This window comes from Oenococcus kitaharae DSM 17330 (assembly GCF_000241055.1).
In the GTDB taxonomy this organism is placed as follows: Bacteria; Bacillota; Bacilli; order Lactobacillales; family Lactobacillaceae; genus Oenococcus; species Oenococcus kitaharae.
Map to the genome: position 1 here is coordinate 1,779,957 of NZ_CM001398.1, position 13,116 is coordinate 1,793,072.

14 protein-coding genes are annotated in these 13,116 nt (G+C 44.4%); 4 read left to right on the forward strand and 10 right to left on the reverse strand.

The features are described from left to right. Positions 1–154 precede the first annotated feature (154 nt). Complete coding sequence (gene rlmB / locus OKIT_RS08970) at positions 155–889, reverse strand: 23S rRNA (guanosine(2251)-2'-O)-methyltransferase RlmB (RefSeq protein ID WP_007747253.1); 735 nt, start codon at positions 887–889, stop codon at positions 155–157. Next, a complete protein-coding gene (locus OKIT_RS08975) occupies positions 882–1,286 on the reverse strand; it encodes a Mini-ribonuclease 3 (RefSeq protein WP_007747255.1) in 405 nt (134 codons plus the stop codon). Before OKIT_RS08975 ends, rlmB begins: the two co-directional genes overlap by 8 nt. A gap of 70 nt (positions 1,287–1,356) precedes the next feature. Here OKIT_RS08975 and OKIT_RS08980 point away from each other — a divergent pair, with 70 nt between their 5' ends. The 3 genes from OKIT_RS08980 to OKIT_RS08990 are packed head-to-tail and all read left to right on the forward strand — an operon-like array spanning position 1,357 to position 3,655. Beyond that, a complete protein-coding gene (locus OKIT_RS08980) occupies positions 1,357–2,214 on the forward strand; it encodes a transporter substrate-binding domain-containing protein (RefSeq protein ID WP_007747256.1) in 858 nt (285 codons plus the stop codon). A gap of 3 nt (positions 2,215–2,217) precedes the next feature. After that, positions 2,218–2,910 carry an amino acid ABC transporter permease gene (locus OKIT_RS08985; RefSeq protein ID WP_007747258.1) on the forward strand — a complete coding sequence of 231 codons (693 nt, stop codon included), beginning with the start codon at positions 2,218–2,220 and terminating at the stop codon, positions 2,908–2,910. Beyond that, positions 2,903–3,655, forward strand: a complete 753-nt coding sequence (locus tag OKIT_RS08990; RefSeq protein ID WP_007747260.1) for an amino acid ABC transporter ATP-binding protein — start codon at positions 2,903–2,905, stop codon at positions 3,653–3,655. Before OKIT_RS08985 ends, OKIT_RS08990 begins: the two co-directional genes overlap by 8 nt. Before the next feature lie 40 nt (positions 3,656–3,695). Here OKIT_RS08990 and OKIT_RS09425 read toward each other — a convergent pair whose 3' ends face one another. The 7 genes from OKIT_RS09425 to OKIT_RS09025 all read right to left on the reverse strand — a co-directional run bounded on the left by OKIT_RS09425 (position 3,696) and on the right by OKIT_RS09025 (position 11,742). Then, on the reverse strand, positions 3,696–4,844 hold the full coding sequence (locus OKIT_RS09425) for a low temperature requirement protein A (protein WP_007747262.1): 1,149 nt from the start codon (positions 4,842–4,844) through the stop codon (positions 3,696–3,698). A 77-nt stretch (positions 4,845–4,921) separates the two neighbouring features. After that, complete coding sequence (locus tag OKIT_RS09000) at positions 4,922–5,926, reverse strand: tRNA dihydrouridine synthase (protein WP_007747264.1); 1,005 nt, start codon at positions 5,924–5,926, stop codon at positions 4,922–4,924. Position 5,927: 1 nt separating this feature from the next. Then, complete coding sequence (locus OKIT_RS09005) at positions 5,928–7,175, reverse strand: NlpC/P60 family protein (RefSeq protein ID WP_007747266.1); 1,248 nt, start codon at positions 7,173–7,175, stop codon at positions 5,928–5,930. 58 nt (positions 7,176–7,233) lie between these two features. Further along, positions 7,234–8,196: a LysM peptidoglycan-binding domain-containing protein gene (locus OKIT_RS09010; RefSeq protein WP_007747269.1), complete on the reverse strand. Its 963-nt coding sequence runs from the start codon at positions 8,194–8,196 to the stop codon at positions 7,234–7,236. A 317-nt stretch (positions 8,197–8,513) separates the two neighbouring features. Beyond that, a complete protein-coding gene (locus tag OKIT_RS09015) occupies positions 8,514–9,419 on the reverse strand; it encodes a S1C family serine protease (RefSeq protein ID WP_007747271.1) in 906 nt (301 codons plus the stop codon). Positions 9,420–9,491: 72 nt separating this feature from the next. Continuing rightward, positions 9,492–10,085, reverse strand: coding sequence for a guanylate kinase (locus OKIT_RS09020; protein ID WP_028291771.1), 594 nt, complete (start codon positions 10,083–10,085; stop codon positions 9,492–9,494). An 88-nt stretch (positions 10,086–10,173) separates the two neighbouring features. Then, positions 10,174–11,742 carry an ABC-F family ATP-binding cassette domain-containing protein gene (locus OKIT_RS09025; protein WP_028291772.1) on the reverse strand — a complete coding sequence of 523 codons (1,569 nt, stop codon included), beginning with the start codon at positions 11,740–11,742 and terminating at the stop codon, positions 10,174–10,176. Positions 11,743–11,777: 35 nt separating this feature from the next. Here OKIT_RS09025 and OKIT_RS09030 point away from each other — a divergent pair, with 35 nt between their 5' ends. Further along, the gene (locus OKIT_RS09030; protein ID WP_007747278.1) at positions 11,778–12,113 is read left to right on the forward strand and encodes a VOC family protein; all 336 of its coding nucleotides are present in this window, start codon (positions 11,778–11,780) and stop codon (positions 12,111–12,113) included. 1 nt (position 12,114) lies between these two features. Here the strand turns inward: OKIT_RS09030 and pta are convergent, their stop codons facing one another. Beyond that, entirely contained in the window at positions 12,115–13,104 is a 990-nt protein-coding gene (gene pta / locus OKIT_RS09035; protein WP_007747280.1) for a phosphate acetyltransferase, read from the reverse strand. Positions 13,105–13,116: the final 12 nt, after the last annotated feature.

Consider the following 13,116-nt stretch of genomic DNA (forward strand, 5'->3'; position numbering starts at 1 on the left):
TAGGATAAGCGAATATATGTTCGTATTTTCAGGAATTATCGTGAATAATGTTTTACTAATAATTAAGGGCACTCGGGGGCGGGGGCTTTTTTCAACAGAAAAACCGCTCAGCTGAGAACAAAGTATTAAAATAATAAAATTTTAATAGATTACATTAAGACCCAATGCGGCGGCTATTAAAGCCTTGATAGATTAATAATGCGGCAGCAACGCCGGCATTCAGCGACTGCACGTGCCCGACCATTGGAATCGTCAGCATTTGATCAACTTTCTTTTTAGTCTGCGGCGAAATGCCGCGTCCTTCATTGCCGATGACCAATGCGACTGGTCCTTTAGCATTCCATTGGGTATAGTCCTGACCTTTCATATCCGTGCCGAAAATCCAAAAGCCTGCATCTTTTAAACTGTCAATAGCATTATTGATGTTGGTCACGCGGGCAACTGGGACGTGCTCAATTGCTCCGGTTGAGATTTTAGCAACTGTTTGCGTCAATTGGACGGCACGTCTTTTCGGAATAATGATCCCATCAATGCCTGCTGCATCAGCCGTTCGTAAAATCGAACCTAAATTCTGCGGATCTTCGATCTCATCTAAAATAACCAAAAAAGGGTCGTGATCAGTTTTTTTGGCTAGAATTTCTGGCAATGACACGTAACTGTAGGCTTCTATTTCAACTGCCACACCTTGGTGGTTGCCATGATCGGTCAATTCGTCCAAACGTCGGTTATCAACTTTAACAATCGGCTGATGACCAATAACAGCCTTCTTTTCAATCTCCAAAACACGATTTTTTGCCAGAGAATCGCTTAAATAAATACGGCTGACGCTTTTATTGTTATCCAGCGCCTCGATGGCGGCATGAATCCCGTATACAACTTCTTTAACCACGTGTCTGCCCGCTTTCTACTTTCTCTATCATCCAATTAATGATCTGATCCAGACGCTTTTGATCATTCTTCAAATATAGATAACCCAAAACAGCTTCAACACCTGTCGAAATCTGATAGGTAGCAAAATCAGTATTTTTGGCCTTCGTATGCGGATGCGAATTGCGTCCACGTTTATAAATCTCGGTCTCTTCTTCAGTTAAAATGTGTTCTTCTTCTAATAAAAAGTAAAGCTTGGCATGTGCTTTGGCAGCAACAAATTCCTTGGATCGTTTTTGAAGATCGTTCACTTTTGTTAATCCCGTGGAAAGTAAATAAGTTCTAATTTTCAGTTCATCAACGGCATCGCCGATAAAAGCCAGCGAAAGTCCATTGAAACCCTTGACATCTGTAATCATGGTCTTTATTATAGTGTGCAATTCACTTATTTTAGTGTGAAGATTTAATTATTTAGGAGAAAGTTTTAAAATGAAAAAATTAGTAAGCAAGTTTTTTAGCGGTTTAGTGTCGGCGATTGCAGTTACTGGTATTTTTGCGACAGCTGGAAGTCAAGTTCAAGCGGCGGGAAATAAACAGGATGTGCTGTATTCGAAGATCAAAACCCGAGGGAAATTGATTGTTGGTACGTCTGCTGATTTCCCGCCGTATGAATTTTTAGCACAAAAGAATGGCAAGCAGACGCCAGCAGGTGCCGATATGAGTTTGGCTAAAAGGTTGGCTAAGGGTCTGGGCGTCAAACTAGAAATCAAAAATATGTCTTTTGATTCTCTACTCGTGGCTCAAAAATCCGGCAGAGTTGATGTCTTAATTGCCGGCATGGGTTCAACGCCGGAAAGAAAAAAACAAGTAGATTTTTCAATTCCATATTACACAGCGAAAGAGACTCTTGTCATCAACAAATCTGAAGCCAAGAAAATTAAGTCTTATAAAGACCTAGCTGGTAAAAGAGTTGGCGTTCAAACCTCAGCACGTCAGGAAAGTCTGATCAAAAGCTCATTGGCGAAAAATAAACTCTCAGCTGCTCATTTCGTGCAGATGCAGTCCAACAACGATTTAATTTTGGCTTTGCAGACTAATAAAATTGACGCCGTTGCTTTATCAGGCGGTGTCGGCCAGGCTTATGCACACAGCGTATCGGGTTTGAAGTACGTTTACGCAAGCTATCCTAAAGGTGTGCAGAACGAAGAAGGCATGCAGGTTGTGATCCCAAAGCATCAGCAAACACTGGTTGCGCATATTAACAAAACTATCAAAAAAGTTAACAAGCAAAAAGTATTTCCAAAATGGATCGCACAAGCTGGCAAGCAATTAGGTAAGGCAAAGTAAGTGATGAATTTTTTATCCAACACGCTGGCTTGGCGCTTTAGAGACGAGATTTTATCCGGTTTAGAAGTGACGCTGGTTATTTCTATCGCGTCAGTTATTATCGGCTCGATTTTAGGTTTGATCATTGCACTCATGCATATGTCGCATCATAAGACAATCCGGGCAGTTGCCGGTACTTATGTCGAAATTCTTAGAGGCACGCCGATGATTGTACAGTTGGAATTCGTGTACTTTTCGCTGCCTTTGATCTTGGGTGCCATTCTATCGGTCACAGGTATCCATATTCAGCCAAATATTGCCACAATTCCGGCCGGCATTATTGCCGTTTCGATTAATTCATCAGCTTATGTTTCAGAAGCTATTCGCGGTGGATTTAATTCGGTTAATATCGGTCAGACCGAGGCAGCAAGATCATTAGGCCTTTCGCAGAGAACAACAATGCGTTTTGTTGTCATTCCGCAGGCTTTGAAAAATATTTGGCCGGCATTGGGAAATGAATTCGTCGCCCTGATCAAAGAGTCGTCAATTGTCCTGATTATCGGTGCACCTGATATCATGTACCAAATAAATAACATGCGAGCAACTACTTTTAACGGCGTAACACCTTTAATTATTGCAGCTGCTATTTATTTCATACTCACTTTCAGCCTATCTAGAATCATGAAACATTTTGAAAGGAAGATGAAACATGACTGAAGATACGATTATCGAATTAAAGGGGCTAACCAAGAAATTCGGCAAATCACTTGTTTTGGATCATATTAATGCGAAAATCAACCGTTCTGAAGTAGTGACTTTGATCGGCCCTTCCGGAACCGGAAAATCAACTTTAATCCGTGACCTGAACATGCTGGATACGCCGACTTCGGGATCTGTGTTGTTTGAAGGTCAGGATCTAACAACTTTAAAGGATAAAGAATTGGACGCTGTCCGCCGTAAAATGGGGATGGTGTTTCAATCATTCAACCTCTTTCCACACTTAAATGTTGAACGCAATATTACCTTAGCACCAGTTAAATTAGGTTTGATCCCGGCTTCTCAAGCGCGGGCAAAAGCTCAGGAATTATTGGAAAAAGTCGGTCTGACAGAAAAAATCGATGCCTTCCCCAGTTCCTTATCAGGCGGGCAGGCACAGCGTGTCGCCATTGCAAGAGCACTTGCGATGAACCCGGATGTGATGCTCTTTGATGAACCAACCTCAGCGCTGGATCCAGAAATGGTCGGCGAAGTATTGAAAGTCATGCAGGATTTAGCAGCTGAAGGTATGACAATGGTTGTTGTCACGCATGAAATGGGATTTGCCAAAAAAGTTGCTGATCGCGTCTGGTTTTTAGATCAGGGTAAGATTGCCGAAGACGCTAAGCCCGATGAATTTTTCTCTCACCCGCAAAATCCGCGGGCACAGGAATTTCTCAGCAAACTGCTCGAAGTTAATAATTAAATAAAAACCCGCTCATAACCTGTGAGCGGGTTTTTATGTACTAATTTTCAGCTTTGACCGGTTGGATATAACGATAATGCAAAATGACCAGCAGCATAATCAGGTCTAGGCACAGAATCATCCAACTTTTATGCAGAAAAGCCACGGCCAGCATAGCAGCAAACTCAAACATGAAAAATAAAGGTTTATTTTCACCTTGTGCTTGTTGATCGTGCGAAGTGATCTTCTGGATCAGCCACATCACAAAAAGGCTTGCAAACAGCAAAAATGACAGCCAGAGCCTTTGTGTCAGCTGATCTTTCTCCAAGACAAAAATGAGAAAAACACCAAAAAGCATTACTGCATAGATATCCAGCAAAAAAAGCCAGCGTACAGCCATAACCTGAATCGAGGAGGCCATCTGTACATGCAATTCACCAATCACCTGGTAATAGACAGCTGTCACCAAAGCGACGAGAACAATGCTCATAATAAACTCTGTTAGGCCAAGCATTGTCACCGGATGACCAATAGCTTCATAAAGGCCAACAATCACTTCGCCTAAAGCGATCATCGTCATCAGGCCGTACCGCTCAATCAGCGAATCCTTCAAAACAAAAGGCATATGCGTGTTTTCATATTCTCGTCTCAAACGCGGATTTGCGAAAAAAACAACCAGATAATTGATCAGCAGCGTGGCTAAAATGATCACAAACTTACCAGCTGTTGGTGCAAATAGGCCAATATGCAGCAAAAGCAGAGCAAAGCTGTAGACTGTCGCCCAGGCACGCGATGCCGGCCCATGTGTCGGATCAAAATGGCCGATAATGTACCAAACCGCAATCAGCAGCAATTCCATCGGCACAAAAGCAATTAAGATATTTGTATAATTGCCAGCAATCGCATCAGGAATAAACAAGGCAGCAATACCTGCCAAAATCAGCTGAACATTAATAATCAAAACATTCAGGATACTATCATTGCCGTGGTTGTCAAAATAGCCCGAGGTCTCATGCCAGCTCCAAAAGAACCAGAAAAACAAGACACTAGCATTGAAAAAACGCGGCCATGAAAAATCTGCCACTAATCCGCTGGTCAGCCTTTCCAAAACAACCGAAAAAATTAAATCGTAGAATAGTTCCAACCAGCTGATTTTACGGTGCCTGATTTGTTCGGTAATATTCCTTGGTCTTCCAAAAAAGTTCAGCATCTTGATCTGCCTCAATTATTTAAGATTATAAAACATCCGCCAAAGGGCTCAGCCATTTTTGTTCTATATCACAACATTCAGCTGAGGCTGCAGGCTCGTTCACGCAGTTCGGTGATAATCGCACGGGCCTCATCAGAACTATGTGTGTTGACCAAGCGGTCCCGATACTTTGCGGCCTCAGCCAGCCCACGAACATAAATTTTGAAGAAACGTCGCAAGGCTTCAAAACGTTTCGGCCCAACCTCAGCAACATATTGGTCATATAAATCTAACTGAAATCCAAAAAGATCCAAGAGCTCCCCTAGGGAATGTCGCTGGGGTGTCTTTTCAAAACAGTAAGGATTTTCAAAAATACCGCGGCCAATCATAATTCCATCCAACCCAGGATGCTGCTCAGCCAATTCGATGCCTTGCCGCCGTGTCTTGATATCGCCGTTTATCTGCAGCATTGTCTGCGGTGCAATTTTGTCTCGCATCTTGACGATCTGATCAATCAGCTCAAAATGTGCCGAGACCTTGCTCATTTCCTTTCGCGTACGTAAATGAACAGTTAGGACTCTAACATCCTGCCGTAAAAGCCAAGGCAGCCAATCATTCATTTCGTCCACACGAGAAAATCCTAATCGCGTCTTCACAGAAACCGGCAGCCCTGCCATTTTGCTAGCAGCGATCACATCGGCAGCCGTCTGCATATGACGGATTAAATCCGAACCACCGCCGTTTTTAACGACGGTTGAATCGGGACAACCCATATTCAAATCAATTGCCTTAAAACCTTGATTTTTGACCGCTTCAGCAGCCCTTGCAAATGCTTCAGGCTGGTCGCCCCATAGTTGGACAACCGGCCGCTGCTGTTCATTAGGTGAAACATGCAGCCGGCCCATCACAGAAAATTTGGCTTTCGGGTGTGTAATACTTAACGCATTTGTGAATTCCGTATTAAAAACGTCCGGCGCGGCCGCCTTTGCGACCACTTGACGAAAAACGCTATCCGTGACAGCCTCCATTGGTGCCAGACTAAAAAAAGGCTCACCAGATTTCTTTGCATTTGTCTGAATGTGATCCCAAAAATCTGCTGTCATATTAGTAAATACCCTCAAATGCGACAGGCGATCCTGTGACTGCTTGTATCTGAACCCGACTATTCGGGCCTTTTAAACCGATCGATTGGCCACCGCCAATGTACATAGCCACGCTGAACTCAGCGCCCTTTCTCCCCCAAAAAAGCAGGTCTCCAGGCAAAGATTGGGCGTAATTCTTTTCTCGCCTTCCGGCTTGGCGCAGACTAGCAGCCTGGACATACACTTTGTCTCCAATGTCGCTAAGACCAGAAATCAAGCGCAAATATGCAACAAAACCCGGTATATCCAATCCTTTTTGATCATTTCCGCCCCAGACAAAAGGAATATTCAGCAAAGATACAGCATTGGCTAGTGTCCTTTTTACTGAGATAATTTCTCGAGTTTGATATTTTTTTGGAATTGCAGTTGGTGACTTGCGTACGGGCTGATACACATCAGGCCCGAAAACAGTATCCTCGCGTCTAATCCGCTGCAGATTTTTAAAAATATCGGCCTTATGCTTTAATTCGGCAATTTCGGCATCGGAAACATGAGGGAACAAACCGCTGATTTTGCTTTGGACATCAAAAGCGTTTACCTTGTCCAATTGTGCGGCGCCTGAACTCTCCCAATTATCAAAATCAGGTGTCAAATTTACGGCTAGGAAACTAGGTGATCGTTCAGCCTCGATCCTTCGAACGACCAATTCCTGATTATTTAGTTCGTCAATAAAGGGCTGAACCTGTTTAAAGACGGCTGATGGCTGACCTGCCAAGCCAGTCTGGAAATCACGAAATTTTAATAGATCGCTTGTTCTGGCAAAATAATAATTCAGTTCTTCAAAACCGCTCACCTCATCATCAAGCCAGCGCCCGTGTTTGACGAGATCCAAAATCGATTGGTTGCGAAAAATTTGGAAAGTATAACTCAAATTCTCGCCACGCTGGCCATCAGGATTTTCGAAGGGAATAATGCCAATGTTGACTGCAAAAAGAGCCTCATTGTCCGAATATTGATCGCGACTGTAGGCCCACTGGTCAACCGGAAGCATGTGATTGATAAAAATATCCGTCAAACCATCCAAGGCAGATTGGACAGAGGAAAAATTCTTTTCAGCAGCGGCTATCTGAGCAATTAAGTCGTCCGAAATAAAACGGCCTTTAAACTGAAAGGTCCTAAAGTCAGTAAAATACTGACTAACCTCGCCAATGGAAGTATTTGGCGAGAAAATCCAATGATTTTTGATTGTCAAAAAATTGCGATATTGCATATCTCTAATTTACCGTAAAAAAAAAGGCCGGAGCCTAAAATTTTTTTGAAACAGGAACTTACTTGGCATGAATGTATTGGTAACTAGATGCGGAAGCAACAGTTCTTGTACTAATCGCGTTGCCACCGGCATTGCCTTCTTTAATACGGATTGAATCACCATAAACAGCTGTCACAACAGCCACATGGCCATAAGCAGCGCTGGCACCAGCTTGGCCGCCTTGGAAGACAACAACCGAACCGATTGCAGGAGAGTGATCAACACGGAAACCTTGCGCAGCAGCTGATGATGCCCACTGATTAGCATTGCCAAGCATATTTGGTACCCAGCTAAGCATGTTCTTCACGTACCAAGTGCACTGGCCATAATAATATGTATTAGTAGTCGATGCAGCAGTTGAATAACTAGGAGTCACTGCTTTCTTGACAGCAACAGGTGCAGCTGGCGCTGCGGGTGCTTTAGCTGCTGGTGCAGCAGCACTAGCGGGAGCAGCTGGCGCTTGGCTTGCGGGTGCCTGACTTACAGGTGCCTGACTTGCCGCCGGTGCGGCTGGGGTCTTAGCTGCTGGTGCGGCGCTGACAGGTGCGGTAGTCAAAGACAATTTTTGACCGCTAGTGATAAATGTGGATCCATTGTTGTTTGCAATCAGAGTAGAGACAGAGACGTTATAACGGGTGGCGATACCATAAAGCGTGTCGCCCGCAGCAACAGTAACTGTACCATCAGCATTCTTGGGTGAAACACTTGTTGCGGCAGTTGAAGCTGCGGCTGCCGGAGCGGCAGGCGTCGCACTGTCAGGAATATTCAGAGTTTTGCCGGTCAAGATCAGATTAGGATTTTCCAAGCCGTTTGCTTTGATGATGTCGGCCGTGGTCGTCTTATACTCTTGAGCCAGTTTCCAAACGCTGTCTCCTTGCTTGACTGTGACTGTATCAGCGTTAGCCGAAACGGCACCAACCGCTAAAGCAGCCGCTGCCCCAGTTGAGACCAAAAGTACATTTTTAACAGTTTTCGTAGTCATCTATTCTCTCCAACGTGCAAAGTTTCTTTTTTCTAAAAATCTATAAGGATTTCTAAAGCACGTCCTTTAGAATAGGTGGCTTTCTTGACATTAGAATTAATACTTTTTTAAGGTTGCTTTACATTGTTACAAACATATTACATGACCTGCTGTGAATGCCTTAGGCAAGGCTTTCCCGCTTGTCAAGTTTTTCACTATAAAAAGATGGCCCACGCTGAATTCCGTAAAAAAAGGCCGCCTTAACAGAAAAAATCAACTGATTTCTGTTCACAAAGGCAGCCCATAGCTTAAAACAAAATTTAGATTTTGTTCGCCTCTTAATTGTTCCCCGCAGCCTTCACAATTTCACGAATAGTCGAAACAACTGTATTGGACGGGATGGAAAAACTCATTCCTTCGACGCTGTTGCTGCCATCACTGCTTGAAGAAATTTTCATGGAGTTAATACCAATGACACCACCAGCCATATTAATCAAAGGGCCGCCGGAATTTCCGGGATTAAGTGCAACATCCGTTTGGATGGCCGTCAAACGAACCGGATCGTCATTAATCTGCCGATCATTGGCTGAAACGATTCCCGAAGTTAATGAGTTCGCGTAATCCGACCCTAAAGGAGAGCCTAGCGCTAGAACCTGCTGGCCAGGTACAACACTGCTGGAATCGGCAAATTTGCCCGTTTGCGTCACATTTGCTGACGAAATGCGCAGCACAGCAATATCATGACTGACATTCCGTCCGACTAGGCTGGCCTTGATTCTGCGCCCATTACGGAACAATAATTCAATTTCATCAGCACCGGCCACGACATGATTATTTGTCACAACATAAGCATCACTGCCATCCTTTTCATAAACCAGGCCAGTACCTTCAGCTGCCAGTTGTGGCTGGTCGCTGGAAGAATCAGAGGAACTGCTGGATCCGCCAAAACCGCCAAACCACTGGGAAAAATAATCATTCGCCTGAGCTGAAGGGCGCTGATAGTTTTCAACTGTTACGACGGCATTTCGTACCCGGCGATAAGCCTGAGTGGCAGTCGAGCTGCTATTATTGCTCAAATTGACAACTCTTGTAATTCCAGCTTGTTTTGCGGAATTTGTCTGAACCTTATTGGATGCCGGCAGCAGATAAAATTGATAGAACAGCGTCAATACAATGACAGCGCCCACGATGGCGCTAAGCAGACCAATAAAAAAAATACGTAAACCGTGAAAATCTTTTTTCATGCTCTCATCATTATCCACAAAAATAAAATTAAAGTTAAATTTGTGAAAAATCAGTATAAAAAACCGTAGTGTTTAAATGACTTGGTCTGTCATAAAACGGTTAATAACCTGATCAACTGTTTTTTGAGTCAGCTGCCAATCGTCGTTTACGATCATCGTTGCGTCTTGTGCGAGTTCGTCAGGAATGTGCATATCTCGTTCAAAATCTGAAGAACTTGTTCTTTCAAGCACGTGTTTAGGATCATCCCCACGCGCAATTAAGCGTTTTTGCAAGCCAGTCACATCACTGACCGTGACAAACCAGATCACTGCCTGTTCTTTAATCGTCTGCCGATAAGTGATTGCCCCAATCGTGTCAACCACGAGGCTGATAATGCCCGGATGATTGGATTGCCTGGATTTACGCCAAGCACGTTCCAAGCCTTCGTATGATGAGCCATAACGATGGCCGGAATAACTGATTTCCTCGATAAAATGATTATCGTTCCAAGTCTGCGCTGTCTCAAAATAATAATCAACGCCGTCAATTTCGCCTTCTCTTGGTTCGCGGGTCGTGTGGGTAATCACACGCGGCACCCCGTATTTAACCCACAAATATCGAGCCACCGAAGTCTTGCCGGCTCCAGAGGCTCCTGTAATTACGATCACGCGATTTTCGTTTGCCATATTGATTAAAATATTACCAGCTAAAAGCAGATTTTCAATGTGAACAGACAATTTTTTCTACAAACGGTTTTCAAAAAACAGGCAGCTGTTATTCCTCAGTACCCTGTTCCATCTTCGACATAGACGCGATGTCTAGAACTTTATCAATCCAGCCATCGTAAAAACTCTTCTCATGTGTTACAAGAATCAGACTGCCATCGTAACGCTGAATGGCTTTTTTTAAAGCAATTTTAGTCGTCTCATCCAAATGGTTGGTCGGCTCATCTAAAATCAGGAAATTAGACGGTGTCAATTCCATCAAGGCTAATTTGACTTTCGTCTGCTCGCCACCGGACAAAAGGCGCATCTGTTTAGTCGCATTGTCAGCATTAATACCGGCCGCTCCCAAACGCTGGCGCAATTGACGCTGTGCTTCTAAGGGATAGACGGCCTGCATGATCTGCAAAGGCGTCTTTTTATCGTCATCCCAGATTAAATCCTGATCAAAATAATTCGTCTTGGCTGAAGGCGAAAACTTAGACTTGCCTGAAATCGGCGGCAGAATTCCTAATAAGGTCTTAATCAAGGTCGATTTTCCGGCGCCGTTGAATCCTGTGAAGACAACTTTATCACCCGCCGACATACTAAAGGTCACAGGATTTAAGACGGGTTTGCTTGGGTCATAGCCGACAACCAGCCGCTCGGCTTTTAAAGCATCTGTGGATTGAGAATCGACATAAGGGAAAGTGAATGTTGCCTTGGGATTGGTCTGGGGTGCTGAAATAATATCCATATGCGCCAGCATTTTTTCCCGTGATTTGGCCCGGCCAGTCGTCGAAGCACGCGCTTTGTTCTTTTGGATAAAGGTCTTGGTCTTTTTGATCACTTCCTGCTGTTTGTTATAGGCACGCAGCTGCTGTTCGGCTTTTTCAGTCTTTTGACGCATCGCCTGGTCAAAATTACCGCGATATTTGGTCAGCGTATTAAAAGAGACATCCAAAATGACGTTAGCAACATTGTTCAAAAAATCAAAGTCATGGCTGATAATCAAAGCCGCGCCTTCGTAATTTTGAATATAACCTTCCAGCCATTTAATGTGCGACACATCCAAATAGTTGGTCGGCTCATCTAAAATAATCACATCGTTAGATTCCAGAAGCAGTTTTGCCAGAATGATTTTGGCACGCTGTCCGCCGGACATTTCGGAAATAATATGATCACGACCGATCGCATCCAGCCCAAGGCCTGTAATGACCTGCTCGACATTATTGTCGATCGAGTAAAAGTCAGCTGCATCCAATTCATTTTGAAAGCGTGTTGCCCGTTCCAGCAGATGGTCGTCAACCGTTTCAGCGTATTTGCTGTACAAATCCGTCATTTTCTTTTCTTTGGCATACAAATCGTTATAGGCCGTATGCAAAAAATCGATCAGAGACATGCCTGAAGGAATATCTGCGTACTGATCCAAATACCCGATCTGAATGTTGTTCTTCCACTCAATCCGGCCGGCAATTGGTAAAACTGCGCCCGTCAGAATCCGGATTAGCGTTGATTTACCAGCCCCATTCTGTCCGACAATCCCGACATGTTCCCCTTTTTCCAGCGTGAATTCAGCATCTGTATATAATTTTTTATCCGCGTAGGCCATCGTTAGGCCGCTTACATCTAATAAAGCCATCAGAGATAGTCTATCATGCTAGAATAATTGCTGATATGAAAGCTCGGAAAATGCGTCCAAAAACAATCCCAGCAGCCAATGTTAAACGTGCTTATCGTTTTTATCGCGATGTTTTTGGTTTTTTACGCGACCCTAAAGACCAGACCACTTTAATTGTCGATGGCCAAGCGATCAATTTCGTCCAAAGCGATCAGCGCATCGAAAGCGAGATTATTGTTCGAGATCATTTGACACAAATCCGTGAACATTTAGCTAATAACTTTCTGGCAGAGATTGGTCAGGCAGAAGAACGTTTTAACCAAAAAATTGCCCTGAGAATTCACGATTCCGAGGGCAATATAATCGTGATTGAGGGCAATCAGGACAAGTAAATTATTTAGCTAGGGCCTGGGCAGCTGTGATAATCGCCACTTTATAGACATCTTCTTCATTAGCACCGCGCGACAAGTCAGATACCGGCGAGGCCATCCCCTGCAGGATAGGCCCGATCGCTTCAAAACCGCCCAAACGCTGAGCCACTTTATAAGCGATATTGCCTGATTCCAGGCTCGGAAAGATAAAGACGTTGGCGTGGCCGGCAACTTTGGAACCCGGCGCTTTTGACTGGGCGACTGATGGCACAAAGGCTGCATCAAACTGCAATTCGCCATCGATACTGTCAGCCAGTTCTGGCGCTTTCTCCTGCGCCAATTTAGTTGCCTGAACAACTTTATCAACCAAAGGATGTGCAGCTGATCCCTTTGTCGAAAAGCTCAGCATGGCTACTTTTGGCTCAATACCAAATACTGTGGCCGTGTGTGCGGACTGGATGGCAATCTCAGCTAAAGCCTCGGCGTCGGGGTCGATATTAATGGCCGAATCAGCAAATACATAGCGTTCGTCCCCTTTTTGCATCACAAAAGCACCGGAAATCCGTGAAACGCCGGCAGCAGTCTTGATAATCTGCAGCGCCGGGCGAACCGTATCGCTAGTCGGGTGAGCAGCTCCGGACACCATGGCATCGGCTTTACCGCTATAGACCAGCATCGTACCGAAATAATTGGCATCTTTGAGCCAGGCAGCAGCCGTTTTAGCATCTGTCTTGCCGTGACGGCGTTCTACTAATTGATCCACCAGATCATCAAATTGGTTTTCTTCAACCTCATTTTGGTCAATCACAGTCAGGCCGGCTAAATTGAAATGATATTCGGCCGCAGTCTTCTCGATGGCTTTCCTAGATCCCAAGAGAATCGGTACCAGCAGGCCGTCTTTTTCCAAGCGCACGGCTGCGCCTTGGATTCTAGGGTCCTCGCCCTCAGGAAAGACAACCCGAATGTGGCGGCCCCTAATCTTATCTGCTAGTTCCGTAAATAGTTCTGTCATATTGCCTCCAGC

Bases quoted from the DNA above. Each gene is read 5' to 3' on its own strand.
- OKIT_RS08975 (WP_007747255.1), bottom strand. From the start codon at position 1,286: ATGATTACAGATGTCAAGGGTTTCAATGGACTTTCGCTGGCTTTTATC.
- OKIT_RS08980 (WP_007747256.1), top strand. From the start codon at position 1,357: ATGAAAAAATTAGTAAGCAAGTTTTTTAGCGGTTTAGTGTCGGCGATT.
- OKIT_RS08985 (WP_007747258.1), top strand. From the start codon at position 2,218: ATGAATTTTTTATCCAACACGCTGGCTTGGCGCTTTAGAGACGAGATT.
- OKIT_RS08990 (WP_007747260.1), top strand. From the start codon at position 2,903: ATGACTGAAGATACGATTATCGAATTAAAGGGGCTAACCAAGAAATTC.
- OKIT_RS09425 (WP_007747262.1), bottom strand. From the start codon at position 4,844: ATGCTGAACTTTTTTGGAAGACCAAGGAATATTACCGAACAAATCAGG.
- OKIT_RS09000 (WP_007747264.1), bottom strand. From the start codon at position 5,926: ATGACAGCAGATTTTTGGGATCACATTCAGACAAATGCAAAGAAATCT.
- OKIT_RS09005 (WP_007747266.1), bottom strand. From the start codon at position 7,175: ATGCAATATCGCAATTTTTTGACAATCAAAAATCATTGGATTTTCTCG.
- OKIT_RS09010 (WP_007747269.1), bottom strand. From the start codon at position 8,196: ATGACTACGAAAACTGTTAAAAATGTACTTTTGGTCTCAACTGGGGCA.
- OKIT_RS09015 (WP_007747271.1), bottom strand. From the start codon at position 9,419: ATGAAAAAAGATTTTCACGGTTTACGTATTTTTTTTATTGGTCTGCTT.
- OKIT_RS09020 (WP_028291771.1), bottom strand. From the start codon at position 10,085: ATGGCAAACGAAAATCGCGTGATCGTAATTACAGGAGCCTCTGGAGCC.
- OKIT_RS09025 (WP_028291772.1), bottom strand. From the start codon at position 11,742: ATGGCTTTATTAGATGTAAGCGGCCTAACGATGGCCTACGCGGATAAA.
- OKIT_RS09030 (WP_007747278.1), top strand. From the start codon at position 11,778: ATGAAAGCTCGGAAAATGCGTCCAAAAACAATCCCAGCAGCCAATGTT.
- pta (WP_007747280.1), bottom strand. From the start codon at position 13,104: ATGACAGAACTATTTACGGAACTAGCAGATAAGATTAGGGGCCGCCAC.